Here is a 23,541-nt window from a genome sequence, read left to right as displayed (position 1 = left end):
GGCGGCACTATTCATAGTCGCGACTAGAGATAGATGACGTTGACCGAATACGTGCCCTGGTAATTACCGGGCGCCTGGTTCGCGCCGACGGTCAGCGTGCCACCGACGTGGATTTCCTGCACCGGCGCGGTGGTCAGAAGCCGCACGTTGAGGCCGGGGAGCGAAAGCAGGCCGCTGCCGGTGCGGTAGGTCAGCGTCGAGGTCATGCTGGCCCCGCCACCGACACGATTGAGCGTCACGGTCGGATCGCCCGTGACGAGCATCAGGATGCCGAGCGGCGCGTAGGCTTCGAAGCGCCCGCGATGGCGCGTGCTGGCGAGCAGCTTCGGATCGCCGGTCTTGGTGACTGCGCCATTGGTCGCGGCGATCGAAACCGTGCCGGGCGTGGTGCCCGGTACGATCGAGCCATAGGCAAGGTCGTCGGTCTTCGCCAGGGTCAGCGGAGCCACGACGCGTCCCCCCGCCTTGCCCTTGATGCTTGCGGTCTGGGCTGCGGCAGGCATGGCCACGGCGGCACCAGCGACGGCCAGCAAGGCAATCCAGCGCCGAACTGCGCGCGGTGTCGGGTTGTGGGGCAAAACTGCACTCCTGCTTCGATCTTGCCCCATGCATAAGGGCAATCACCTAAACAGGACGTAACACTCGCAGTTAAATTGGTATGAAGGCGGCGTCTCGCGGTTCAGCGATGGCCGGGATCGGCGCCTTCGGAAATGTCGTGCAAGGCGGACTGGTCCACCCCGTCGGCTGGGCCGCCGCGCAAAACGAAGCGGCGGTCGCAATATCCGCAATCGACATAGCCATGCTCGTCGATCTGGAGGTAAATGCGCGGGTGGCCGAGGGCAGACGGCGTGTAGCCGGCACCGGCGCGGATATTGCCCGATCCATCGCAGCTGCAACGCGGGTTATCGACCAAGGTCACTTCGGGCGGTTCGATCATGGCGGATGCCATAATCACCCAGATGGCTGCACGCAATAAGGGGTTTACGGCGCGGCAGGGCTGCCGCATTGCGACGCGCATGACGACCCCAAGCGAAACCGCGCCCGCTTCCGCCCCGCCCGCCATCCGCATCGACAACCTCGTCAAGCGGTACAAGGGCGTGAAGGGAGAGCCGGACAAGCTGGCGCTGAAGGGGGTCAGTTTCGACGTCCCGCAGGGTCAGATATTCGGCCTGCTCGGCCCGAATGGCGCGGGCAAGTCCACGCTCATCAACATCCTTGCCGGCCTGGTCAATCGCACCGAAGGCAGCGCCAGCATCTGGGGCTTCGACATCGGCGACGATCCCCGCAATGCCAAGCGATCGATCGGGATCGTCCCGCAGGAAATCGTCTTCGACCCCTTCTTCACGCCCTTCGAGGTGCTGGAGAATCAGGCGGGATTCTACGGCATCCCCAAGGCCGAGCGGCGAAGCGAGGAACTGCTCGCTGCCGTCCACCTTTCCGACAAGCGCGATGCCTATGCCCGCACCCTGTCGGGCGGGATGAAGCGGCGGCTGCTGGTGGCCAAGGCCATGGTGCACTCGCCCCCGATCCTCGTGCTGGACGAGCCGACGGCAGGCGTCGATGTCGATCTGCGCCGCCAGCTGTGGGAACTGGTCACCGACCTCAACAAGCGCGGCGTCACCATCGTGCTGACCACGCACTACCTCGAGGAAGCCGAGCAGCTGTGTGATCGCATCGCCATCATCAACCACGGCGAACTGATCGCCAACAAGCCGACGCGCGAGCTGGTCGACATGGCGCGCGAGAAGATCGTCTCGGTCACCGTCGAAGGCGAGATCAGCCAGCCGCCCGCCGACGATCAGTTCGTCAAATGCGAACTGACGGGCGAGCATACGTTCGAGATCACGTACAACAAGGATACCATGACCGCCGGGCAGGTGCTCAGCCGCGTACAGGACCAGGGATTCACCATCGAGGACGTGACGACGCGGGAAGCGGATCTGGAGGACGTCTTCGTTCAGCTTACCGCGGCTGCGTGAACGCGCTCTACGACCGCATCGGCATCGATTACGCCAATCTGAGGCGACCGGACCCGCGCATCGCCGCGCAGATAGATGCCGCGCTCGGCCCGGCGAATGCCATCCTGAATGTCGGTGCAGGCGCCGGCTCCTACGAACCCGCCGGACGCAGCGTTACCGCGATCGAACCTTCGGCGGAGATGATCGCGCAGCGGCCTGCCGGTGCCGGGCCAGCCGTTCAAGGTACGGCGGAAGCGCTGCCCTACCCCGACGACAGCTTCGATGCCGTGATGGGCGTCTTGACGATTCATCACTGGACTGACCAGGCAAAGGGCCTTGCCGAAATGCGCCGCGTGGCGCGCGATCGCGTCGTCCTGCTCACCTTCGACCCGGCAAAGCGTGACCTGTGGCAGATGCGCTACTGGCCGCAACTCGTCACGCTCGACGACGGGCAGATGCCGCCGCTCGACTTCTACGCCGAGCACCTCGGTGCGGTTGCGATCGAAACTGTGCCGGTGCCGCACGATTGCACCGACGGCTTTCTCTATGCCTACTGGCGTCGCCCGGCAGCCTATCTGGACCCGCGCATCCGGGCGGGCAGTTCGTCCTTCTGGGCGCTCGACGATCTGGAGGAAGGGCTGGCCCGGCTCGAACGCGATCTTGCCGATGGCACATGGGCGCGCGAGAATGCTGCCTTAATGCAGGCGCAGGACTCGGATTGCGGTTACAGGCTGGTGGTCGCCACTCTCTGAAGCAGCGACCCCCAATTCAGTAAAACGGGTTCAGCGCAGCATCCGGCTGCTCAGTCCCGCATCGTGATTGGCGAGCGGTCGCCATTCGTTATGACCCAAGTCTTCAAGCGCAGTCGAGCAGCGCGGGCAACGCGCAACGCGCTGTCCATGCACCTGCCGGACGGCTTCGGCTTCGATCTTGTGACGCCCGAGCGCGCAGGCGAATATTCCGAGACCCATTGTTCTCGCGACCCTCCAGTCCATGATTTCCCCTGTCACATCCGCCTGATGACGAGGCTTGTCGCGAACGCAAAGCGTGGAATCGACAGGCCGTTTCGTGCGCGCCACCTGTCGCCGCGATGACGCAATTTGTCGGGCCGAAAGAAGGCCATGCTTGCCCTTGGCTTTGCAGAAGTGTTCAAGCGGCGCGATGGAAAACACGCAATACGACGTCATCGTGATCGGATCGGGCGCGGCCGGGCTTACCGCGGCGCTCGCGCTGGCCGAACACAAGCGGGTGCTGGTGCTCGCCAAGGGATCGCTGACAGGCGGCTCGACCGCCTGGGCGCAGGGCGGCATTGCCGCCGTGCTCGATGCCGGCGACACGTTCGACAACCACATCCGCGACACGATGATCGCAGGCGCGGGCCTCAATCGGCGCGAGACGGTCGAGTTCGTGATCGAACGCGCACCCGAATCGATCGAACGGCTGATCGACCTGGGCGTGCCGTTCAACAAGGACTCGGGCGATCTGCACCTGACCCGCGAAGGCGGGCATTCGCATCGCCGCATCGTCCACGTCGACGATGCGACCGGCTGGGCCGTGCAGGAGGCTCTGCTCAAGGCAGCGGAAGCCAACCCGAACATCACGCTGCTGCCGGGTCAGAGCTGCGTCGACCTGATCACCGGCCGCAATGCGGAGCGGTACTCCGGTTCGGGCCGCGTCTGGGGCGTCTATGCGCTGGACGAGGCGACGGGCAAGGTCCGCGCCCATGTCGCGCGCGCGACGGTGATGGCGGCGGGCGGCGCGGGTCGCTGCTACCTCTTTTCCACGGCTCCGCGCGGTGCGACGGGCGACGGCATCGCCATGGCGTGGCGCGCTGGCGCGCGAGTTTCCAACATGGAGATGATGCAGTTCCACCCGACCTGCCTCTACAATCTGGACGTCAAGAACTTCCTGATCACGGAGGCCGTGCGGGGCGAAGGCGGACACCTGCTGCATCCGGAGACCGGCCACCGTTACATGAAGGATTACGATCCGGAACGGATGGAACTGGCCCCCCGCGATATCGTGGCGCGCGCCAACGACGACCAGATCAAACGCTACGGCCTCGATTACGTCCATCTCGACATCAGCCACCAGCCGCCCGAATTCGTGACGGAGCATTTCCCGACGATCCATGAAAAGCTGCTCGGCCTTGGCATCGACATGACCAAGCAGCCGATCCCGGTCGTGCCCGCGCAGCATTACACCTGCGGGGGCGTTCTGATCGGCCTCGACGCGCGCACGGACCTGCCGGGGCTGTGGGCGGCAGGCGAATGCACCGAAAGCGGGCTGCACGGCGCGAACCGGCTCGCTTCCAACTCGCTGCTCGAATGTTTCGTCTTCGGCGAAGCGGCGGCGAAGGACATCCTCGAAAGCTGGGACGAAATGGACACCCCGCCCGCCATCCGCGATTGGGACGAGAGCCGGGTCACCGATTCCGATGAAGAAGTGGTCATCAAGCAGAACTGGACAGAGATCCGCCGCATGATGTGGAACTACGTCGGCATCGTACGGACGACGAAGCGGCTGGAGCGTGCGCTGCACCGGATCGAGCTGCTCGGACGCGAGATCGAGGATTACTATGGCAGCTTCCGCGTCACCACCGATCTGATCGAACTGCGCAACCTGCACCTGGCCGCCGAACTCATCGTGAAAAGCGCGCTCAAGCGACACGAAAGCCGGGGGTTGCACTACACGCTCGACTATCCGGAAACCGATGCCGAGGCGCGCGACACTGTGCTGGTGCCCTAGCGAACCGACACTGGGGGGAGAGAGACATGGCGCAGGTCACGGCCAACGGGCTGACGCTGGAATGCGAGGATTTCGGCGACAAGGGCGATCCCGCGATCCTGCTGATCATGGGGCTCGGCGCGCAACTGACCCTGTGGCCGATCGAGCTGGTCGAAGCCCTGGTCGCGGGCGGCTTCCGCGTAATTCGTTACGACAATCGCGACATCGGGCTCAGCCAGAAATTCGACGGCGCCAGCTTTCCGGGAATCGCGCGGCAGGTGCTGATGGGGAAAATCGGTTTGAAACCGAAGGTGCCCTACACGCTCGCGCACATGGCGGACGACGCGGCGGGCGTGCTCGAAGCGCTGGGCATCGCGAAGGCGCATATCGTCGGCGCCAGCATGGGTGGCATGATCGCGCAGCACGTCGCCGCGCGGCATCCGGACAGATGCCTTTCGCTGACCACGATCTTCTCGACCACCGGCAACCCGTCGCTGCCACCGGCAAAACGCGAAGCAATGGCTGCACTGACCAAGCGCCCCGCGAGTACGGAGCCGGAGGTGCTGGTGGCACACGGCATGATGATCTCGCGCACGATCGGCAGCCCCGGCTACCCGGCCGACGAGGACCGGCTGCGCGCCAACGTCATCGCGGCGATGAAGCGATCGGTCTATCCCGAGGGGATGCAGCGGCAGATGGCTGCGATCGTGCACGATGGCGACCGCCGCAAGATGCTTCGGCAGCTCGACCTGCCGACGCTGGTCCTGCATGGCGAGGACGATCCGCTGGTGTCGTGCGAGGGCGGGCGAGACATCGCGGCCAATATTCCCGGCGCCACGATCCAGACCTTCCCCGGCATGGGCCACGACCTGCCGCTGGAACTGCTCGATAAAATCGCAGATGCGATCATCGCACACGCTCGCGCGGCCCAGCCGCCAGCCTGAGAGCGAACCCGGGTCAGAAAATTTCGCGGCCCGATTCGATTGATTCAAAGGGCTGTCGTGCGTTCTTTCCGGAGATAAATTTTTTCCCGGATTCATTTTGACCCTTGCGCCTGCGAAAACCCTAGGAAGGTCCACGCGTCGCGGCGTGTGGGCTGTGCAACACGCCAGCGGATCGGCGCGCCGATCACGGTAAACGGCGCTTAACCCTCTTGCGCTCGAATCCTACCTGATTCACTATTGGTTGTGGTCGAGCTTTGGGGGGCATCCACTAGACCTAGTAGGTGACGGTTCTGCGGTTTTCCTCCGCAAACCGACGATTCGCCTCGTAACGGGTCGGCGGAATACCCATATCCCAAGGCTGGCCGGTGGGCAGATTGGGGATAAGTTTTTGCCCGCCCGGCCATGCGAATTGCTACGCTGAGGTTTCGGCCCGCGATTCGAACGAAGGCAGAACAGCGGCGCACCGGACGGTGCGTCTGCACAAGGCAACGAACGGGGGCACGACGATGGATTTCAGGACTGGGGATGATGCGGCAATGGGCCTCGAGGATATGTTCGACGACACCAAGACCAGCACCCCCGCGCCCAAGAAAGAGGCACCGGCAGTAAGCATGACAAGCGAAGACAAGGGCAGCGAAACGCTGGTCGCCGAGAAAGCCGGCGAAGCGATGGCCGAAGCCATTCTCTCTGCGGCCAAGGCGGGCGCCGACGACAGCAAGAAGGTCAACGACCGCCGCTTCGTGATCGAAACGAACAGCGAGCGTGACGCGCTGCTGACCGAATTCGGCAAGGAAACGCTGATCGATCGCTACCTGCTGCCGGGCGAAACCTTCCAGGACCTGTTCGCGCGCGTCGCGGATGCCTATGCCGACGATCAGGATCACGCGCAGCGTCTGTACGATTACATCTCGCGCCTGTGGTTCATGCCGGCAACGCCGGTTCTGTCGAACGGCGGCACCAATCGCGGCCTGCCGATTTCCTGCTATCTCAACTCGGTTTCCGACAGCCTCGACGGCATCGTCGGCACCTGGAACGAGAACGTGTGGCTCGCCTCCAAGGGTGGCGGCATCGGCACCTACTGGGGCAACGTGCGCGGCATCGGGGAGCCGGTCGGCCTGAACGGCAAGACCAGCGGCATCATTCCGTTCGTGCGCGTGATGGACAGCCTGACGCTGGCGATTTCGCAGGGCTCTCTGCGGCGCGGATCGGCCGCCTGCTACCTCGACGTCAGCCACCCGGAGATCGAGGAATTCCTCGAAATCCGCAAACCGAGCGGAGACTTCAACCGCAAGGCGCTGAACCTGCACCATGGCGTGCTGCTGACCGACGAATTCATGGAAGCGGTCCGCGACAATGCGGATTTCGACTTGAAGTCGCCGAAGACGGGCGAAGTCCGCTCCACCATCAATGCTCGCGGCCTGTTCCAGAAGCTGGTCGAAACGCGCCTCGCCACGGGTGAGCCCTACATCGTGTTCAACGACACGGTGAACCGCATGATGCCCAAGCATCATCGCGATCTGGGCCTCAAGGTCTCGACTTCGAACCTGTGCAGCGAAATCACCCTGCCGACAGGTGTCGACCACCTGGGCAACGATCGCACGGCGGTTTGCTGCCTGTCCTCGCTCAACCTCGAGAACTGGGACGAGTGGAACAGCGACAAGATGTTCATCGAGGACGTCATGCGCTTCCTCGACAACGTGCTGCAGGACTATATCGACCGTGCGCCCGACGAGATGGCGCGCGCCAAGTATTCCGCCAGCCGCGAACGTTCCGTCGGCCTCGGCGTCATGGGCTTCCACTCCTTCCTCCAGTCGAAGAACCTCGCGATGGAAAGCGCGATGGCGAAGGCCTGGAACCTCAAGATGTTCAAGCACATCGAAGGCAAGGCATCGGAAGCCAGCATGATGCTGGCGCACGAACGCGGCGCTTGCCCGGACGCGGAAGAAATGGGCGTGATGGAACGCTTCAGCTGCAAGATGGCAATTGCGCCGACGGCGTCGATCAGCATCATCTGCGGCGGCACCAGCGCCTGTATCGAGCCGATCCCGGCGAACATCTACACGCACAAGACGCTGTCGGGCAGCTTCATCGTGAAGAACCCCTATCTGGAAAAACTGCTTGCTTCGAAGAGCAAGGATTCCACCAATGTCTGGAACTCGATCCTCGAGAAGGGCGGCTCCGTCCAGCACCTCGACTTCCTCAGCCCGGAAGAAAAGGCGACCTTCAAGACGAGCTTCGAAATCGACCAGCGCTGGCTGCTCGAATTCGCGGCCGACCGCGCGCCCTATATCGATCAGGCGCAGTCGCTGAACCTGTTCATCCCGGCCGATGTCGACAAGTGGGATCTCGCCATGCTGCACTTCCAGGCATGGGAGAAGGGCATCAAGTCGCTCTACTACCTGCGGTCCAAGTCGGTCCAGCGCGCGGGCTTCGCCGGCGGCGTCGAAACCGACAACACCAAGGACGCGACCAAGTTCGAACTCACCGCCGCAGCAGCGGGCGAGCAGACGGATTACGAGGAATGCCTCAGCTGCCAGTAAGCAATGACGTGACCTCCAAGGTCACAGGCAAGGGGGCCGCGCGCGCCGCATTGGCGCTCGCGGCCCTTGCCGTGCTGGCATCCTGCGCATCGCAGATCGATGCTGGCGTAGCGCAGAGCGCCGGGACGCCCGGCTTCTGGTGGGGCGTGTGGCACGGCTTCATATTCCCGTGGAGCTTCATCGGCTCGCTCCTTAACCCCGACATCGCCGTTTACGCCGTGCCCAATCGTGGCGGGTGGTACGATTTCGGCTTCTTCCTGGGAGTGACCGTGCTGGGTGGCGGATCGTTCTTCGGATCGAAGAAGCGGGGCGGTTAGGATACGACTGCCGACAGCCGCGCAACCAGCGCCTCGGCTGCCGCGCTGACTTCGCGCCAGGTCCGCTCGAACCCGTCGTCGTCGCCGTAATAGGGGTCGCCGACGGCGCGCCCTTCCTCTCCCGCAACGCAATCGCTCAGCAGGCTCAGCCTAACTTCCGCTGCTTCTGGCCGCAGGGCGATCAGGTCGGAAAGATTGCGCGCATCCATGGCGAGGATATGCGTGAAGCACATGAAATCGTCGCTTGCCACTTGTCTTACGCGAAGGTGCGAAATGTCGATGCCATGTCGCTTCGTCGCGGCGATAGCGCGCGGATCGGGTGGCTTGCCGACGTGCCAGCCGCCGGTCCCGGCAGAATCCACATCCACCTTCAGTCCTGCTTCGCGCGCTGCATGGGTGAACGCTCCCTCCGCCATGGGGGAGCGGCAAATGTTTCCGAGGCAGACGAACAGGATGCGCGCACGGGGCGCTTTCATCAGAGGCCTTCGCCCAGATAGAGCTGGCCTTCGCCATAGAGGAAGGACTGGTTGAAGCGGCCGTAATTCTCCAGCGCATGGCGATCGGGGATCGTCACCCTGCCCCGGCGAAAATCGACCACGCCCTGTTCGCGCAAAGACCGCAGGATGCGGTTCATGTGGATCGCGGTTGTGCCGCAGGCATCGGCCAGATCGGCTTGCGTCAGCGGGAAGTGATAGCCGCTCGCATCCGCCAGCCCGACGTAGTTCAACCGGTGCCACATCTCTGCAAAGAGATGCGCGACACGGCCGTCTGCGTTCAGCTGTTCCATCTTCATGATCCATTCGCGGTGGATCGCTGCATCCAGCAGGGTCGAGAACCACAGCACCCGCGCAAGCCGTGGCTTGTCGCGCATCACCGCCTCGAGCTTCTCGTGAGGGACGAAAGCCGCGCGCGCTGCGCCGACGGTCACGATGTCGTGATCGAGGCGCTTCAGCGCGAAGGCGTGCAGGTCGACGAAGTCGCCGGGCACCTGGATGCCGACGATGTGACGCTTTCCGTCCTCGATGATGCAACGAAGCATGAACCCTTCGACGAGCATGGTGGACACGTCGACATAATCGCCGCGCCGGATCACTGTATGCGTGCTGGAATAGCGCTGATCGTCTGTCGCCAGCGCTTCCAGATATTGCGCATCCTCGACGGAAAAAGTGTGGCGCAAACGCCCCTTGAGGAAAAGACCTGTCAGGGGATAGTTGTCATCCTCGCTCGCCATAAGGCCCCAATGGACCGGCCACGCGATAGTTCCGCCGCAAGGCCGCAGAATTCCTGCCTTTCCTTCGGCATCACGCAATCGGAGGTGGCGGACAGCGGGGAAAGCCTGCCTCGGTCCTCCTGAATGACGGCGGATCAGCCTGCGCCGTTTCAGGGCGTGCCGATTCACCGGAGCGAAAACTGTGCTATGCCTTCGCGGTGCGAAGTGTCACACTGCCGCCAAGGTTTCAGGGGAAGCGCGCATGGCTCAAGACAGATTTCTCAAGGTTTCGCGCAGGAGTGTGCTGGCGGGCGGCGCTGCCACCGCGGCCGCTTCGAAAGCCTCGTTCGCATCCGCGCAGGACATGTCAGCCGCAACACCGGGTCCCGCCAAGATGCCTCTCAGTCTCACGGTAAACGGCGAAACTCGCCGGCTCGAACTCGACACGCGCACGACCCTGCTCGACACGCTGCGTGAGCATCTCCAACTCACCGGCACCAAGAAGGGCTGCGATCACGGCCAGTGCGGCGCTTGCACCGTCATGGTGAATGGGGAGAGGATCAATTCATGCCTCAGCCTCGCCGTGCAGCACGATGGGGACGAGATCACGACGATCGAAGGCCTCGGAACGCCCGACGACCTGCATCCGATGCAGGCGGCCTTCGTGAAGCACGACGGCTACCAATGCGGCTATTGCACGCCGGGGCAAATCTGCTCCGCCGTCGCGGTGCTCGATGAAATTCGCAAGGGCGTGCCCAGCCACGTGACCGACGACCTGACCGGCACGGTGCGGCCGACCAATCTCGAACTGCGCGAACGGATGAGCGGCAATATCTGCCGCTGCGGCGCCTATTCGAACATTGCCGAAGCAATGGCCGAAGTCGGAGGGGCCTGACCATGCGCAGCTTTACGTACGAACGGGCGAAAAACGCGGCGGAAGCGGCGCAATCCGTTGCCTCCACGCAAGGGGCGAAATTCATCGCCGGGGGTACCAATCTGCTCGACCTGATGAAGCTGGAGATCGAAACTCCGACGCATCTCGTCGATGTGCAGGACCTTGGCTTCGACACGATCGAGGAAACGCCCGAAGGCGGTCTCCGGATCGGTGCGCTGGTGTCCAACACCGCGCTGTCCGCCCATCCCAAGGTGCGCCGCGATTATGCCGTGCTGACCCGCGCGATTCAGGCCGGTGCCTCGGGGCAATTGCGCAACAAGGCGACGACGGGCGGCAACCTGCTGCAACGCACGCGGTGCGTCTATTTCTACGACACCAACATGCCCTGCAACAAGCGCAAGCCGGGGGACGGCTGCGCTGCGCTGGGCGGCGCTTCGCGGCAGCTTGGCGTCGTCGGGGTGTCGGACAGCTGCATCGCCACCTATCCCGGCGACATGGCGGTGGCGTTGCGGGTGCTCGACGCGGTGGTGGAGACAGTGAAGCCCGATGGATCGACGCGGGCCATTCCCATCGCGGACTTCCATCGCCTGTGGGGCGAAACGCCGCAGAACGAGACCGCGCTGGAGCCGGGGGAACTGATTACCGCGGTCACTCTGCCGAAACCGCTGGGCGGGAAGCATTTTTACCAGAAGGTGCGCGATCGTCGGTCCTACGCGTTCGCGCTGGTTTCCGTCGCCGCCGTGATCCAGCCCGACGGTACCGGCCGCGTCGCATTCGGCGGGGTCGCGCCCAAGCCGTGGCGCATGGCTCAAGCCGATGCGCTGTTGCCGCAAGGCGCAGGTGCCGTGGTCGCGACGGCCTTCGCAGATGCGCGCCCGACGGAGCAGAACAGATTCAAGATCCCGCTCGCCGAACGCGCGCTCGCGGGCATTCTCAACGAAGCGAGGAGCTGATCCGATGGAATTCAACGCTCCTGCAGGAACGAACCTGTTCGACGATGCGCGGATCGTCGGCAAGTCCACGCCGCGCATCGACGGACCGCTCAAAGTCACCGGCACTGCGCCCTACGCTGCCGAACGGCACGATGTCGCCGCCAACCAGGCCTATGGCTGGATCGTCGGTTCGGCGATCGCGAAAGGCCGTATCAGGACGATGAACCTCGCCGATGCGCGCCGCGCGCCCGGTGTGCTCGCCATCGTCGCTGCGACGGAGCACGACCCCGTCGGGACCAGTCCGTTCAACCAGGCGCCGCTGTTCGGCGGGCGCGAGGTCGCGCATTACCATCAGGCAATCGCCGTCGTGGTCGCCGAAACGTTCGAACAGGCACGCGCTGCCGCAGGGCTGATCCGTACCGAATACGACAGTGTGAAGGGCGTACACGATCTCAGCACGCTGAAGTCGAAATCAAAGATCGGCACTGGTTTCAGCGGCGAGAAGATGCACGAGACGCTGGGCGATTTTGACGCCGCCTTCGGCAGCGCCTCCGCCCGCGTCGATGCCACCTACACCACGCCCGACGAAACCCACGCGATGATGGAGCCTTTTGCCACCATCGCCGCCTGGGAAGGCGAAAAGCTGACAGTCTGGACGTCCAACCAGATGATCCAATGGGGCAAGGGTGCGCTGGCCGGCATCCTCGGCATTCCGCCTGAGAACGTCCGGATGGATTCGCCCTATATCGGCGGCGGGTTCGGCGGCAAGCTGTTCGTCCGGGCCGACGCGGTCATGGCCGCACTCGGCGCGAAGGCAGCCAGGCGCCCGGTCAAGATCGCGATGCAGCGCCCGCTGATGGTCAACAACTCCACCCACCGTCCTGCGACGGTGCAGCGGGTGCGGATCGGGGCGGGATCGGATGGCAGGATCACGGCCATCGCGCATGAATGCTGGTCCGCCAACATCACCGGCGAGAATGGCGAGCACGGCACCTTGCAGACGCCCAAGCTCTACGCCGGCGCGAACCGGCTGGCGGCATCCTACGTCGCGCAGATCGACCTGCCCGAAGGGAGCGCCATGCGCGCTCCGGGCGAGGCACCGGGCCATATGGCGCTGGAAGTCGCGATGGACGAACTGGCCGAACAGCTCGGCATGGACCCGGTCGAACTTCGCATCGTCAACGATGCGGCTGAACGCGTGCCCGGCAATCTCGAAATGAAGATTTCGGACCGCCATCTCGTGCGTTGCCTGACCGAAGGGGCCGAGAAATTCGGCTGGTCCTCTCGCAAGGCGAAACCCGGCCAGAGCCGCGAAGGTCGCTGGCTGACCGGCATGGGCGTTGCGGCGGGTTACCGCGCGGGCCCCGCAACCAAGTCGGCGGCGCGGGTGAAAATGTCGGACGGTGGGCGGTTGACCGTCCAGACAGACATGACGGACATCGGCACCGGCACCTACACCATCATCGCGCAGACCGCGGCGGAAACGATGGGCGTGCCGCTCGATCACGTCACGGTCGAACTGGGGGATTCCGACTTTCCCGTATCCTCCGGCTCCGGCGGGCAATGGGGCGCGGCCAGCTCCACTGCGGGCGTTTATGCCGCCTGCGTCAACCTGCGTCGGCAAATCGGCGAGAAGCTGGGTTTCGATGGCGCTGCCGCGACTTTCAAGGATGGTCGCGCCACCGTCGGAAACGAAAGCTGGGACATCTCCGATGCGGGCGCTCTCAGCGCAGACGACGAGATCACCTTCGGCGATTTCAAGCAGGAATACGACGTCGGCACTTATGCCGCGCATTTCGCGGAAGTCCGCGTCGATGCCTACACCGGCGAGACCCATGTCACGCGGATGCTGGCGGTGTGCGATGCAGGCCGCATCCTCAACCCGCTTTCCGCGCGCAGTCAGGTCATCGGTGCGATGGTCATGGCCGCGGGCGCCACGCTGATGGAGGATCTGCACGTCGACAAGCGGTTCGGCTTCTTCGCCAATCACGATCTCGCGGGCTACGAAGTGCCGGTCCATGCCGATATTCCGCACCAGGATTGCATCTTCCTCGACACGCTCGACCCGATCATCTCACCGATGAAGGCCAAGGGCGTCGGGGAACTTGGCATTTGCGGACCGAACGCGGCGGTCGCTAATGCGGTGTACAATGCCACGGGCATCCGCATCCGCGACTATCCGCTGACGCTGGACAAGTATCTCGAGCAGCTACCTGCCATTGCCTGATGGTGCTGCCGAAATGAACGAAAGTACCGACTGGCTGGTGACCGGGCTGGAAGACGACGTCCGCCCCCGGATGTTCGAGGCTGCGGGACGCGCGGAGCCTTTCGCCCTCGCCACTATCGTGAAGGCCGATGGCGGCCCGCGTCCGATCGGCGCACAGATGGTCGTCACTGCGGCAGGCAGCTGGGGCTTCCTTTCGGGCGGATGCATAGAAGACGACGTCGCCTTGCGATCGCGCGAAGTCCTCGTGGACGGCAAACCGCGCCGCGTGATCTACGGCACGGGCAGCCCGATGATCGACATGCGCCTGCCCTGTGGCGGAAGCATTGAGGTCGCGATCGAACAGGTGATGCCGGACGATCCTGCGCTCGCCGAATTGCAGAAGCTGACGGAGGCGCGACGCCCGGCACGCTGGACCAGCGATGGCCGTTCGCGCCAGTGCCTGCCGAACGATGCGCCAGCCCCGCCAGCCACGATCACCTGCCTTTACGAACCGCGCCAGCGCCTGATCGTGGTCGGCAGCGACCCCTTCGCGCTGGCGATGGCGGGACTTGGCCAGACAATCGGCTGGGAAACCATGCTCCTCACCCCGTTCGGCCCGGAAAGCGCGCCACCATCGGGCGGTGGCTACGACAGGCGGTCGCTGGATGATTCATTTGCCGACCTCCGCGCCGATCGCTGGACGGCCATAGCCGTTGCGACGCACGATCTCGAGAAAGACCATGAGGCGCTCGTTCCGGCGTTGCAGTCGGAAGCGGGGTTCGTCGGCGTGCTCGGCTCGCGCCGCAAGCTCGATACACGGCGCGAGGGGCTGCGCGCGGCCGGCCTGCGCGAGGAGCAGATTGCACGCCTGTCGGCGCCGATAGGGCTCGACATCGGCGCGTCATCCCCTTGGGAAGTGGCGCTATCCGTCATCGCTGAGATTGTCGCTGCAAGGCAGGGCCGCGCTTCGGCAGCGAACAGGATGCAGCAAGGACCCCATGTCGCGGCCTGAGCCGAAGGGCTGCCATGCCGTCGTCCTCGCCGCAGGCGCGGCGAGGCGGTTCAACGGCGCGAAGCTGCTCGCCCCCGTACGTGGTCGCCCTCTGGTGCAATGGCCGACCGCCGCCGCTCTTGCGTCCGGCGTCGAGAGTGTGACGGTCGTCTTGGGCGCGCGCGCGCAGGAGGTCGAGGAGGCGCTCCGCCCGCTGGCCGGGGCGCACCTGTCGGTGGTGACGTGCGCGAACTGGCAGAACGGCCTGTCCGCTTCGCTCCAGTGCGGCGTTGCCACCCTGCCGCCAGACGCGCGTGCCGTGCTGGTGTTTCTCGGAGACATGCCCAGCCTAGATGCCGGACTGGCTGACCGGGTTTTGCACGAAGTGCTCCGGGGCGCCCCTGCGGCCTTTCCGGTGGTCGACGACAAGCCGGGGCATCCCGTTGCCCTGTCCCGTGCCCTGTTCCCGGATATCGCCCGGCTGCGCGGCGATCAGGGCGCGCGAAAGTTGCTCGAGAAACTGGACGGGGTCGTTCGCATTCAGACCGACGACGAAGGTTGCCTGCTGGACATCGACACCGCCGAAGACCTCGCCCACATGGTTCCTCCGCCGGAAGCTTTCTAGCCGGGCTGGGTCGAAATCCTGCGATTGGCAGAGCGACCCGTCAGAATACGGGGTCGCCAGATCGCCAAGCCGGAAATCAGCAGCATGGCGTCTATCAGCACGATGCGCTCGTAAGCGTCGCTGAATACCGCCAGGTGGACAGCAGCGCTGATAGCCAGCGCGATGCCGAGCGGGCATCGCAGGCGGTCGTCAGGCAGCCACGCCGGACGCATTACGGCGGTGGCCCATCCCAGGCCCATTAATCCCCAGAACCCCGCCACCAGCGGGACGTCCGGACCGCCCATGAAGCGCATCCATCCCGTCGCCAGTAGCGCCAGCGGAATGCCCCATACCGTCACTGACCACGCCGCGGCGAGCCGCTGCGTCGGCAGTCCCTTGCGCCGACGCTTGCGCAGCCAGAGCGTGGTTCCGGTGGCCGTCATCACGCTGAGGGCAATTCCGAACGCGATATAGGCCAGCTCCACCGGCAGACCTGCGTAATTGCCGAAGTGCAGATTGTAGGTCGATGCGGCCGCCTGCCTCCCTATTGCTCCGTCCGACACGCCGACCTTGCCCAGAAAATCGCCTGCCCCGTCGAAGGTATAGACTTCCCCGTAGATCAGCCGCCGCGGGTGTTCTGCGATGATCTGCACGAACTGCCCGCGGGTCTTCGGGTCGTGCACGACGACATAGGTGGGGTTCGTGAGGGGGAAACGCTCGGCCACAGTGTCCATCGCGCGCGCGATGTCGGCCATGGGCGCTGGCGTCGGATCATGCCGGGGCTCGTCTCCGAAGATGGTGGCATAGACGGCGTCCGTGTCGTTGCCGGTATACAGATGGGCAAGCGCACCCGCGCCTGCGTAACTCAGCCCGATGAACGCGCCGGTCAGAGTGATCGCGAGCGTGAAGGGAAGCGTCCATACGCCCAGCCGGTTGTGCCAGTCCGCACGTGCAAGCTGTCCGTCATGGCGCGAGCGGAGCCGAAAGGCATCGCGGAAGATGCGCGGGTGGGCGAGCACTCCGGTGATCAACAATGCCGCCAACGCCACGCCCAGCGCACCGACGAGGATCATGCCCCACACGATCGGCAGCGTGAGATTGATATGCAGGGCGGCGACGAACTCCGTCCAGGTGTGCGCCTCGCGCCCGGCGACCCGTCCGGCGCCATCGACGTACCATGCCTTGTTGTCGGTGGTGACGACCGCGCGCGGCAAGTCAGGCGTCGGCATTCTGATGTAGAGATGCTCGGTTCGCGGAGAGTCCTGTTCGAGAGCGAGCACATTGGGGACCGCCGCCTGCGCGGCCTGCGGCGTGAGCGTCAGGCTTTCCGCAATTCCGGGCTGTTCCCAGCGCTGCCATTTTTCGAGCACGACGATCATCGTGCCCGTCACTGCGATGAGGTAGATCAACGCCCCTGCCAGCAGGCCGATCGCAGCGTGGCCGGAAAGCGCCCGCTGCACCAGCGACTGGTCCTTCGTAACGTTCGTCATGCGATCACCCACAGGATTGCGCCGGTCGCCGCGACCAGCAACGGTGGCCGGGCCATTCGGGTCACAGAAGGCAGGCACATCTGCCATATCATCAGGCCAGCCCAGACCAGCGGCTGAAGCATGAAGGCGGTGGCGACCGAATTGGCCTCTAGCGCCCCATCCGCCTTCATCAGCGCGTTGACGCCGAGGGCAAATACCAACGCGGCGACGAAGGACGCTGGCACCACCATGGCGAACACCGCCAGGCGCCGACCGACCGCAGACCGATCCGCGCCTAGCGCAATCGCCGGCTCCTTCGCGCTCCGCCGGACTTTGGCCGGAGAGACTACCGCCGCATGGAGCAACGGTACGAAGGCGGCGGCGATGGCCAGAGTGAAGCCCACGGCGACACCCCATGCGCCCTCGAGGATACCGAGCCAGACGAGAGAAGCGATGCCGATCGCCCAACCGAGATGGGCGATCCGGCTATCGCCGCTCCAGCCCAATCGAAGCAGAGTGACTGCCAGGACGAGGCTCGACAGGGGAAACGCAAGCATCATCAGAACCCGAAGCTGAGCGTGCCCATGACCGAGCGCGGCGCGCCGTAGAAGCTCTGGTCGAAGGTCAGGGACGACAAATATTTCGCATCGGTCAGGTTTCGGACGTTGACGCTCAGTCCGATGCTGTCGGTGACATCGTAATGTGCCATCAAATCGACGATGGCGTAATCGCCCTGTTCGATACGGATGGGCGCGCCGGTGGTCACCGACACCGTGCCGGGCTCATAGTAAAAGTCGCTTTGGTGCCGAAACGAAGCGCCGAACTTCAGCGCTTTCAGGCTTTGCGGCGACCAAACCGCGTTGAGGCGCGCGGTACGGCGGGGCACGAAGGTCCGCGCCGCGTCGCCGTCCGCTCCGCGTACCTTCATTGCAGTGTAGCCTCCGGTCAGTTGCAGGCCCGGCAGCGGACTGCCGGCGATCTCGAACTCGACGCCCTCGGATTTCGCATCGACGCCTGCGTAGATCGTGCGACCAAGTGCCGCATCAAAACCGGCAGCCTCCGCGGTGTTCTTCTGGTTGGCGCGGAATACGGCGGCGCTGGCGAACAGGCGACCGCCCAGCCATTCGCCCTTCAGGCCAGCTTCGACATTGTCGCCGGTTACGGGGTCCAGCAGCCGGTTGTCTGCATCGAACTGCGTCTGCGGATTGAAGATGGTGGCGTAGCTCGCATAGGCCGAGATGTTCGCGGTCAATTTCAGCGTCGCGCCGACGAACGGCAGGAACTTGTCGGCGTCGAAATCCTGCGGCGCGCCGTAGGATGTGCCCTCGCTCTTCGCGTGAGAATAGCTGCCGCCGATCATCAGCTTGAAAGGATCGGCCGAATTCAGGCGGACCAGTCCGTAGACGCTTTCCCGCGTCGAATCGATGTCGAGGCTTTCGGACAGTTCGGGAAAGTCGGGCCGCGGAAACGTCCCGTCAAACAGCGCGCTCAACGGCACCGACACACCGACCGTGGAATAGTCGTAGGCGGACGACTGGACGTAGTTCTGCGTGCCGCGCACGGCGCCGAACATCACGTCGTGTTCACGCCCGCCCGCGGTCACTTTGCCACCGACGTGAGCGTCGAAGGTCAGATTCCGGGTTTCGCCTGAAAACTTGCCGGGATAGCTGAAAATGCCGAGGCCGGTTTCCCGGTCCGGATTTCCGTAGACGTAGAACAGCTCGTCGTCCTCGCTCGCGGCGCGGCGCATCACCGTGGCGCGGACGAACCAGTCTTCGTTGAAATTGTGCGTGATGTCGCCGAAGATCTGGCGATCGATCACCCCCCATCCGGCCCAGTCGGGACCGGTATTGTCGGAGCGGCCGAAGTCGATCCGCGTTCCGTCGGTGTAGACGAGCGGCACGCCGCCCCATTGCGCCCCGCTGCTCTGGTGATCCTGATGGGCATAGCCCGCGCTTGCAACCGTATCCGGACCGAGGTCCGCTTCGACGATCCCGTATCCCGTCCAGCGTTGGAGGTTGTAACGTTCAAGATGGCTGTCGGTGTCGAGATAGGCGCCGACACCGCGCAGGCGGATGCTGCCATCGGCGGTCAGCGGGACACTGACGTCGGCATCCAGCCGCTTGTGGTCGAAGGAGCCATATTGTCCCGAGACCTGCCCCCGCGCTTCGCGATACGGACGCTTGCGAACGAAGTTGATCAGGGCAGACGGGTTGCCGGTCGGCGAAAGCAGTCCGGGCGCACCGCGCACCACTTCGATCCGGTCGTATATGGCCGTGTCGAGTGACCCGGTCTGGATGCCGAACGCGAACGGCAGGCCGACGCCGTCGATCTGGAACGTCTGGATGTCGAAGCCGCGCGCGGAATAATAAACCCGGTCCGTTTCCGCCGCGAGCACGCTGACGCCGGGTACGGTCGCGAGCAACTGGTTCACATCGTTGAGCTGAAAATCCTCAATCTGGGCGCGAGTCACCACGCTGACGGATTGCGGCGTTTCCTTCTGGCTCAACGGCAGGCGGGTGGCAGTGCGCTGCTGCTCTACCGCGTAGTCGTCACGCCCTTCGGAACGGACGCCCGTGACCACGATCTCCGCTCCGGAAGCCTCTACCGGCCGGACTTCGGCAGCGGCAACGCTGCTTGCTGCAACGGTCGCGAACAGGAACGGGGTGACGGGGTCCATCGATGCTTCTCCAGATTGATTCGAGTGCGCCTCTATCAATCTGACGCGCTATTGCAAATCATTTGCAATAGCGTTTTGTGGAACACCGTTGCCGTGAAGGCTGAATAAAAGGGGCGGCGCGACGATCGGTTCGTCACACCGCCCACCATCATTTCCCTGATTATTCTGCGGCGTTAGCGAGCGCGTTTTCGATCGCAGAGAGGGATACCAACTTGAAGTTTTGCGCTTCGCCGCCGTTGACCCCGTCTTGCGCGATGAAAATGCCGCCGGGAAAGGCGGGGCCGAAATCGCCGCTTTTGGCCTCTATGCCGTCGGTTTCCTCGGTACTTCCGAAGCGTCCGGCAGCGATGCGGAACCGGCCCGCCGGTGTCATGTTCGGGAGGGCGAAGCGCATATAGGCGTTGTCGCCCTGGCTCGAGGCGTAGAGCCAGCCGCCTTTCGTGCCGGAAGGCACCAGCGCCAGACCTTCGAGGTCGGCCACAAGCATCCGGTTGTCCACCGGCACGACGAGCTCGCCTGCCGTCGCGCCAGCGGAGAAGCGCCAGATGCCTGCATCTTCCTCCCCGATATAAAGCGTACCGTCGCGCGGATCGATGGCGCAGCCTTCCGGCTGGCTCGGCACCGTCATGGACCGGCGCAAAGTGGCCTTAGGCGCAGCGCCGAGGGTGACGACCCACTTGCCGATGTTTCCCTGCTTGGGCGCGGTGTAGACCACCAGTTGCCCGGCTGAATCGCGGTAGCCGCAGATCCCATACGCCTCCCCCGCTCCGGCCGCGACGCTTCCGAGGGGAGTCAGCGTACCCGGCCCGGTATCGAGGCGGAACAGTGCGATCTTCCCATTGGCCAAGTCGCTGCGGTCGCTGGCGAAGACGATGACGCCGTCGTCGCCCATGTCCGCGAGATCGACATTGTTGAGCCCCGCCTGCGCGTGGAAACTGAGGATGCGGCCCTGCAGGTCGTAGACGTAGAGCCCGCCCTTCTTGTCCGTCGCCACGATCAGGCTCTTCTCCGGCGCTGCCGGATTGCGCCAGATCGCCGGATCGTCCGCCGCGTCCTCGTTTGCCGTGCCGACGGGCTCGGTCTCGGCCACGGCGTACACCGACACGGCCGGGTTGCCGCCGATCGGAATGGTGGCGCAGGCGCCAACCAGTCCGAAAAGCGACAGGGCGAGCAGGGAATGTTCGGCGCGCATCAGAAGGTGAACCTCGCGCCGGCCTTCATGGTCCAGTTGTATTCCTCATACTGGAACGGGTTCTGGCGGCCGCCCAGCGTATTGTAGGCGAAATACTTGGCGTTGTTGATGTTCACCCATTCGTAGAACAGCTGCAGGCGTTCGCTCGCGCGGAACTTGGCCGACAGGTCGAGCTGGAAGTGATCGTCGACGTAGCGATCCAGCGCGGCTTCGCTGCCCAGTTCGTCGAGATACTTGTCACGATAGGTGCCAGACAGGCGGATATCGACCGGCCCCTTGTCGTAGCCGAGTGAGACATTGGCCGTGTGCTTGCTGGTCGATGGCAGCGCGATGTCGCGCGGCCCTTCAGCCGCCACCAGCGTCACCGTGCCGCTCGCATCGGTATAGGTGTAGTTCGCCTGCACGACGATACCGTCGAGCGTCCCGGTGAAAGCCTGCGAAACGCCAAGCTCGACACCGAAGATATCCGCTTCGTCGCCGTTGAACCAGATCGTCGCTTCGTCGAACGGCACGCCGCGGAACGATCCGTTGAAGGGCGCATCGTCGGCCTCGAACGTGGTTTCGACCAGGAAGTCGTCCAGTTGCTTGTAGAACAGCGAAGCGAAGATCGCGCCGTTGTTGCCGAGGTAGTATTCGGCCGCAGCGTCGAAATTCCAGGCCCGCGTCGGCCGCAGGTCCGGGTTGCCGAATTCGCCTTCACGCTCGCCATCGTCGGCTTCCTCCACCGCGACGCGGGGCGCCTGCTGGAAGGGGCCGGGCCGCACGACCGAGCTATAGCCAGCCGCGCGCAGGATCAGGTCGGGCGCCGCTTCGAAGCGAAGGTTAAGGCTCGGCAGCCAGTGGTCGTAATCCTTCTCGATCGAGACGGGAGCGACGATGACCGTGTCATCCGTGGCGATCGCGCCGCCGGGCAGGGTGCCGTCTTCCTCCACCAGCAGAACGTCGTTTCCGCGCAATGTGTTCGAGGTGTTCTCGTACCGCAGGCCACCGATGACGGAGAGCGTCGCACTGTCCCAGCGGCCGAGCAGATACCCGGCGAGAATATCCTCCTCGACGCTGAAATCCCCCACCGCGCTGTCGAAAGCGCTGTCGATGTCCTGCAGCTCGAAGGCGGTACGATTGGCGTCGAAATAATCGCGGGCCTCGCCGAAGCCCGGCACGGGGGCGATGTCCGCGATGCGGTAGGTCGGGCCTGCGCCCAGAACGTCGGCCAGCGTGACGTCGTCCAATTCGTAGAATTCGACCTCGGCATCGTAGCTCTTTTCGCGCCAGCGGCCCTTGACGCCGCCCTGCACGGTAATCGTGCCGGCGTCGGTCGCGAAGCGGCGTCCGAGGTCGAACTTGGCGGAATATTCCTCGTCCTGCGCGTCGGACAGGGCGACATATTCGATGTCGTTCAGCTCGTAGGCGGACGGGTCGAAGAAATCGCCCGGATCGTTCAGCAACGCGTAGGTGGGCACACGCGGGTCCGCGTAATCGAACCCGAGCGTCAGACCTTCGCCCTCGTATTCGCGTTCGAACTGGGCCGGGTCGATGCTGCCGTTCTCGCGCTCGGTCGACTTAGACCAGCTGGCGGAATAATCCGCGAACCACGTGCCCCAGTCGCTTTCGCCGCCTGCCACGATGCTGCGGATTTTCTGGCTTTCGAAGCGGTCCTTTACGTCGCGTTCGACCGTGATGGCTTCGTCATCGGAATAGACCAGCGCGTCGCTGGTGCCAGACACGCTGGCATCGCCCAGGTCGAACGTCAGGCGGCGGCGGTATTCCTGGTCGTCGAACTGGCTGTAGATGCCCCGGACGTAAAGTTCGGTGAAGGCACCGGCCCGCAGGTCCAGACCCAGCGTGGCGCTGATCCGTTCGCGCTCGACATCGTAATCGCGGTACTGGATTTCCTCGGCATAGACCGTGCCGTCGTCGGCGATCTCCCAGTCGTCGGCCTCGATATTGTCCGTCTCGAAGGTCCGCTTGTAGTAGGACAGGCCACCCGACAGGCCGAGATTGTCGCTCACCCTGTAGGAGAAGTCGACGCTGCCCTTCGGGCTGATGGCGTCGGCATAATCGTTGTAGCTGCCTTCGAGCTTGACGGTGAGAAGGTCCTTCTTGCGGTCGAACGCGCTGGTCGTCTCGATCTCCACCGAAGCGCCGATGGTGTCGCCGTCCATGTCCGGCGTCAGCGACTTCTTGACCTCGATCGATTCGATGATGTCGCTCGACACGACGTCGAGCGCGACTGCGCGCGTATCGCTTTCGGGCGATGGCAGGCGCACGCCGTTGAGCGAGGTTGCGTTCAGCGTCGGATCGAGACCGCGCACCGAAACGAAGCGCCCTTCGCCCTGATCGTTGAGCACGTTGGTACCCGGCAGGCGGCGCAGGCTTTCCGCCACGTTCTGATCGGGAAACTGGCCAATGGCGTCGCGGGTAAGCACGTCGGAGACCGTGTCGTTCTCACGCTTGCGGGACAGGGCGCTGGAAAGGTTGGCCGCCTGCCCGACGACGAGGATTTCATCGTCACCGACGCCGGAAAGCGCGATGTTGGCGCGCACCGTGCCGGTCGCGGGAACGCTGACCGCGACTGTCTGGGTCGTCGCGCCGATGTAGTTGACGCGCAGGGTATAGTCGCCCGCCGGAACATCGGCGAAAACGAAGCTGCCATCCCGTTCGGTCACCGCGACGCGGCCCAGTTCGACAAGCTCGACCTGCGCGGAACGCAGGGCGATGGTATCTGTCGTATCCGAAACCGAACCGGCGATTTCGCCCGCATACGCGATTGAAGGTACGGCGAGCGCGAGAGCCGAAGTGCCCGCGAGAAGTGCTTTGGTAATGGTCATGTTTTGCCCCGAAAGTGGATTCGGGGCGCGGATACGCAGAGCTTATGA

21 protein-coding genes are annotated in these 23,541 nt (G+C 64.3%); 11 read left to right on the top strand and 10 right to left on the bottom strand.

The genetic code is table 11. The annotated features are described in order from the left end of the window. Positions 1 to 23: 23 nt before the first annotated feature. A complete protein-coding gene (locus tag ACXYN8_RS01910; protein ID WP_458887581.1) occupies positions 24 to 578 on the bottom strand; it encodes a DUF4402 domain-containing protein in 555 nt (184 codons plus the stop codon). Between the two features lie 101 nt (positions 579 to 679). Continuing rightward, positions 680 to 937 carry a zinc-finger domain-containing protein gene (locus tag ACXYN8_RS01905; RefSeq protein WP_458888887.1) on the bottom strand — a complete coding sequence of 86 codons (258 nt, stop codon included), beginning with the start codon at positions 935 to 937 and terminating at the stop codon, positions 680 to 682. 79 nt (positions 938 to 1,016) lie between these two features. Between ACXYN8_RS01905 and ACXYN8_RS01900 the strand changes: the two genes are divergently transcribed. Beyond that, positions 1,017 to 1,979 carry an ABC transporter ATP-binding protein gene (locus ACXYN8_RS01900; RefSeq protein WP_458888886.1) on the top strand — a complete coding sequence of 321 codons (963 nt, stop codon included), beginning with the start codon at positions 1,017 to 1,019 and terminating at the stop codon, positions 1,977 to 1,979. Beyond that, positions 1,976 to 2,710, top strand: coding sequence for a class I SAM-dependent methyltransferase (locus ACXYN8_RS01895; RefSeq protein ID WP_458887580.1), 735 nt, complete (start codon positions 1,976 to 1,978; stop codon positions 2,708 to 2,710). Before ACXYN8_RS01900 ends, ACXYN8_RS01895 begins: the two co-directional genes overlap by 4 nt. Positions 2,711 to 2,740: 30 nt before the next feature. Here ACXYN8_RS01895 and ACXYN8_RS01890 read toward each other — a convergent pair whose 3' ends face one another. After that, on the bottom strand, positions 2,741 to 3,130 hold the full coding sequence (locus ACXYN8_RS01890; RefSeq protein WP_458887579.1) for a hypothetical protein: 390 nt from the start codon (positions 3,128 to 3,130) through the stop codon (positions 2,741 to 2,743). Here ACXYN8_RS01890 and nadB point away from each other — a divergent pair. From nadB to ACXYN8_RS01870, 4 genes are all read left to right on the top strand, one after another. Next, positions 3,120 to 4,706 carry an L-aspartate oxidase gene (nadB, locus tag ACXYN8_RS01885; protein WP_458887578.1) on the top strand — a complete coding sequence of 529 codons (1,587 nt, stop codon included), beginning with the start codon at positions 3,120 to 3,122 and terminating at the stop codon, positions 4,704 to 4,706. The genes ACXYN8_RS01890 and nadB overlap by 11 nt on opposite strands. Before the next feature lie 26 nt (positions 4,707 to 4,732). After that, positions 4,733 to 5,629 (top strand): alpha/beta fold hydrolase, encoded by an 897-nt coding sequence (locus ACXYN8_RS01880; RefSeq protein ID WP_458887577.1) that lies wholly within the window; start codon positions 4,733 to 4,735, stop codon positions 5,627 to 5,629. 506 nt (positions 5,630 to 6,135) lie between these two features. After that, on the top strand, positions 6,136 to 8,169 hold the full coding sequence (locus ACXYN8_RS01875; RefSeq protein WP_458887576.1) for a ribonucleoside-diphosphate reductase subunit alpha: 2,034 nt from the start codon (positions 6,136 to 6,138) through the stop codon (positions 8,167 to 8,169). Beyond that, a complete protein-coding gene (locus tag ACXYN8_RS01870) occupies positions 8,151 to 8,486 on the top strand; it encodes a hypothetical protein (RefSeq protein WP_458887575.1) in 336 nt (111 codons plus the stop codon). Before ACXYN8_RS01875 ends, ACXYN8_RS01870 begins: the two co-directional genes overlap by 19 nt. Here the strand turns inward: ACXYN8_RS01870 and ACXYN8_RS01865 are convergent. Continuing rightward, positions 8,483 to 8,962 (bottom strand): low molecular weight protein-tyrosine-phosphatase, encoded by a 480-nt coding sequence (locus ACXYN8_RS01865; RefSeq protein WP_458887574.1) that lies wholly within the window; start codon positions 8,960 to 8,962, stop codon positions 8,483 to 8,485. The genes ACXYN8_RS01870 and ACXYN8_RS01865 overlap by 4 nt on opposite strands. Beyond that, positions 8,962 to 9,717, bottom strand: coding sequence for a Crp/Fnr family transcriptional regulator (locus ACXYN8_RS01860; protein WP_458887573.1), 756 nt, complete (start codon positions 9,715 to 9,717; stop codon positions 8,962 to 8,964). Before ACXYN8_RS01860 ends, ACXYN8_RS01865 begins: the two co-directional genes overlap by 1 nt. 241 nt (positions 9,718 to 9,958) lie before the next feature. On the opposite strand from ACXYN8_RS01860, the gene paoA reads away from it, so the two are divergent. Genes paoA through ACXYN8_RS01835 form a run of 5 tightly spaced genes read left to right on the top strand, consistent with a single transcriptional unit; the run spans position 9,959 to position 15,345 of the window. Continuing rightward, positions 9,959 to 10,591: an aldehyde dehydrogenase iron-sulfur subunit PaoA gene (gene paoA / locus ACXYN8_RS01855; protein WP_458887572.1), complete on the top strand. Its 633-nt coding sequence runs from the start codon at positions 9,959 to 9,961 to the stop codon at positions 10,589 to 10,591. Between the two features lie 2 nt (positions 10,592 to 10,593). Then, positions 10,594 to 11,544, top strand: coding sequence for an FAD binding domain-containing protein (locus tag ACXYN8_RS01850; RefSeq protein ID WP_458887570.1), 951 nt, complete (start codon positions 10,594 to 10,596; stop codon positions 11,542 to 11,544). A 4-nt stretch (positions 11,545 to 11,548) separates the two neighbouring features. Then, a complete protein-coding gene (gene paoC, locus ACXYN8_RS01845; protein ID WP_458887569.1) occupies positions 11,549 to 13,750 on the top strand; it encodes an aldehyde oxidoreductase molybdenum-binding subunit PaoC in 2,202 nt (733 codons plus the stop codon). A gap of 13 nt (positions 13,751 to 13,763) precedes the next feature. Further along, positions 13,764 to 14,741 carry an XdhC family protein gene (locus ACXYN8_RS01840; RefSeq protein WP_458887568.1) on the top strand — a complete coding sequence of 326 codons (978 nt, stop codon included), beginning with the start codon at positions 13,764 to 13,766 and terminating at the stop codon, positions 14,739 to 14,741. Beyond that, a complete protein-coding gene (locus ACXYN8_RS01835; RefSeq protein ID WP_458887567.1) occupies positions 14,728 to 15,345 on the top strand; it encodes a nucleotidyltransferase family protein in 618 nt (205 codons plus the stop codon). Before ACXYN8_RS01840 ends, ACXYN8_RS01835 begins: the two co-directional genes overlap by 14 nt. On the opposite strand, the gene ACXYN8_RS01830 is transcribed toward ACXYN8_RS01835, so the two are convergent. The 5 genes from ACXYN8_RS01830 to ACXYN8_RS01810 all read right to left on the bottom strand — a co-directional run bounded on the left by ACXYN8_RS01830 (position 15,342) and on the right by ACXYN8_RS01810 (position 23,493). Continuing rightward, positions 15,342 to 16,814, bottom strand: coding sequence for a PepSY-associated TM helix domain-containing protein (locus ACXYN8_RS01830; RefSeq protein ID WP_458887566.1), 1,473 nt, complete (start codon positions 16,812 to 16,814; stop codon positions 15,342 to 15,344). The genes ACXYN8_RS01835 and ACXYN8_RS01830 overlap by 4 nt on opposite strands. After that, positions 16,811 to 17,353, bottom strand: a complete 543-nt coding sequence (locus ACXYN8_RS01825) for a hypothetical protein (protein ID WP_458887565.1) — start codon at positions 17,351 to 17,353, stop codon at positions 16,811 to 16,813. Before ACXYN8_RS01825 ends, ACXYN8_RS01830 begins: the two co-directional genes overlap by 4 nt. Then, on the bottom strand, positions 17,353 to 19,473 hold the full coding sequence (locus ACXYN8_RS01820; RefSeq protein WP_458887564.1) for a TonB-dependent siderophore receptor: 2,121 nt from the start codon (positions 19,471 to 19,473) through the stop codon (positions 17,353 to 17,355). Before ACXYN8_RS01820 ends, ACXYN8_RS01825 begins: the two co-directional genes overlap by 1 nt. A 160-nt stretch (positions 19,474 to 19,633) precedes the next feature. Then, the gene (locus ACXYN8_RS01815; RefSeq protein ID WP_458887563.1) at positions 19,634 to 20,665 is read right to left on the bottom strand and encodes a phytase; all 1,032 of its coding nucleotides are present in this window, start codon (positions 20,663 to 20,665) and stop codon (positions 19,634 to 19,636) included. Then, positions 20,665 to 23,493 (bottom strand): TonB-dependent receptor, encoded by a 2,829-nt coding sequence (locus tag ACXYN8_RS01810; protein ID WP_458887562.1) that lies wholly within the window; start codon positions 23,491 to 23,493, stop codon positions 20,665 to 20,667. Before ACXYN8_RS01810 ends, ACXYN8_RS01815 begins: the two co-directional genes overlap by 1 nt. Positions 23,494 to 23,541 lie beyond the last annotated feature (48 nt).

The organism is Altererythrobacter sp. CAU 1778 (assembly GCF_054482795.1).
This window is presented reverse-complemented; position numbering and strand designations above follow the sequence as displayed.

What these genes read in the sequence shown, in the direction of transcription:
- ACXYN8_RS01905 (WP_458888887.1), bottom strand. Translation starts at nt 937, where the DNA reads ATGATCGAACCGCCCGAAGTGACCTTGGTCGATAACCCGCGTTGCAGC.
- ACXYN8_RS01900 (WP_458888886.1), top strand. Translation starts at nt 1,017, where the DNA reads ATGACGACCCCAAGCGAAACCGCGCCCGCTTCCGCCCCGCCCGCCATC.
- nadB (WP_458887578.1), top strand. Translation starts at nt 3,120, where the DNA reads ATGGAAAACACGCAATACGACGTCATCGTGATCGGATCGGGCGCGGCC.
- ACXYN8_RS01880 (WP_458887577.1), top strand. Translation starts at nt 4,733, where the DNA reads ATGGCGCAGGTCACGGCCAACGGGCTGACGCTGGAATGCGAGGATTTC.
- ACXYN8_RS01875 (WP_458887576.1), top strand. Translation starts at nt 6,136, where the DNA reads ATGGATTTCAGGACTGGGGATGATGCGGCAATGGGCCTCGAGGATATG.
- ACXYN8_RS01870 (WP_458887575.1), top strand. Translation starts at nt 8,151, where the DNA reads ATGCCTCAGCTGCCAGTAAGCAATGACGTGACCTCCAAGGTCACAGGC.
- ACXYN8_RS01865 (WP_458887574.1), bottom strand. Translation starts at nt 8,962, where the DNA reads ATGAAAGCGCCCCGTGCGCGCATCCTGTTCGTCTGCCTCGGAAACATT.
- ACXYN8_RS01860 (WP_458887573.1), bottom strand. Translation starts at nt 9,717, where the DNA reads ATGGCGAGCGAGGATGACAACTATCCCCTGACAGGTCTTTTCCTCAAG.
- paoA (WP_458887572.1), top strand. Translation starts at nt 9,959, where the DNA reads ATGGCTCAAGACAGATTTCTCAAGGTTTCGCGCAGGAGTGTGCTGGCG.
- ACXYN8_RS01850 (WP_458887570.1), top strand. Translation starts at nt 10,594, where the DNA reads ATGCGCAGCTTTACGTACGAACGGGCGAAAAACGCGGCGGAAGCGGCG.
- paoC (WP_458887569.1), top strand. Translation starts at nt 11,549, where the DNA reads ATGGAATTCAACGCTCCTGCAGGAACGAACCTGTTCGACGATGCGCGG.
- ACXYN8_RS01840 (WP_458887568.1), top strand. Translation starts at nt 13,764, where the DNA reads ATGAACGAAAGTACCGACTGGCTGGTGACCGGGCTGGAAGACGACGTC.
- ACXYN8_RS01835 (WP_458887567.1), top strand. Translation starts at nt 14,728, where the DNA reads ATGTCGCGGCCTGAGCCGAAGGGCTGCCATGCCGTCGTCCTCGCCGCA.
- ACXYN8_RS01830 (WP_458887566.1), bottom strand. Translation starts at nt 16,814, where the DNA reads ATGACGAACGTTACGAAGGACCAGTCGCTGGTGCAGCGGGCGCTTTCC.
- ACXYN8_RS01825 (WP_458887565.1), bottom strand. Translation starts at nt 17,353, where the DNA reads ATGATGCTTGCGTTTCCCCTGTCGAGCCTCGTCCTGGCAGTCACTCTG.
- ACXYN8_RS01820 (WP_458887564.1), bottom strand. Translation starts at nt 19,473, where the DNA reads ATGGACCCCGTCACCCCGTTCCTGTTCGCGACCGTTGCAGCAAGCAGC.
- ACXYN8_RS01815 (WP_458887563.1), bottom strand. Translation starts at nt 20,665, where the DNA reads ATGCGCGCCGAACATTCCCTGCTCGCCCTGTCGCTTTTCGGACTGGTT.
- ACXYN8_RS01810 (WP_458887562.1), bottom strand. Translation starts at nt 23,493, where the DNA reads ATGACCATTACCAAAGCACTTCTCGCGGGCACTTCGGCTCTCGCGCTC.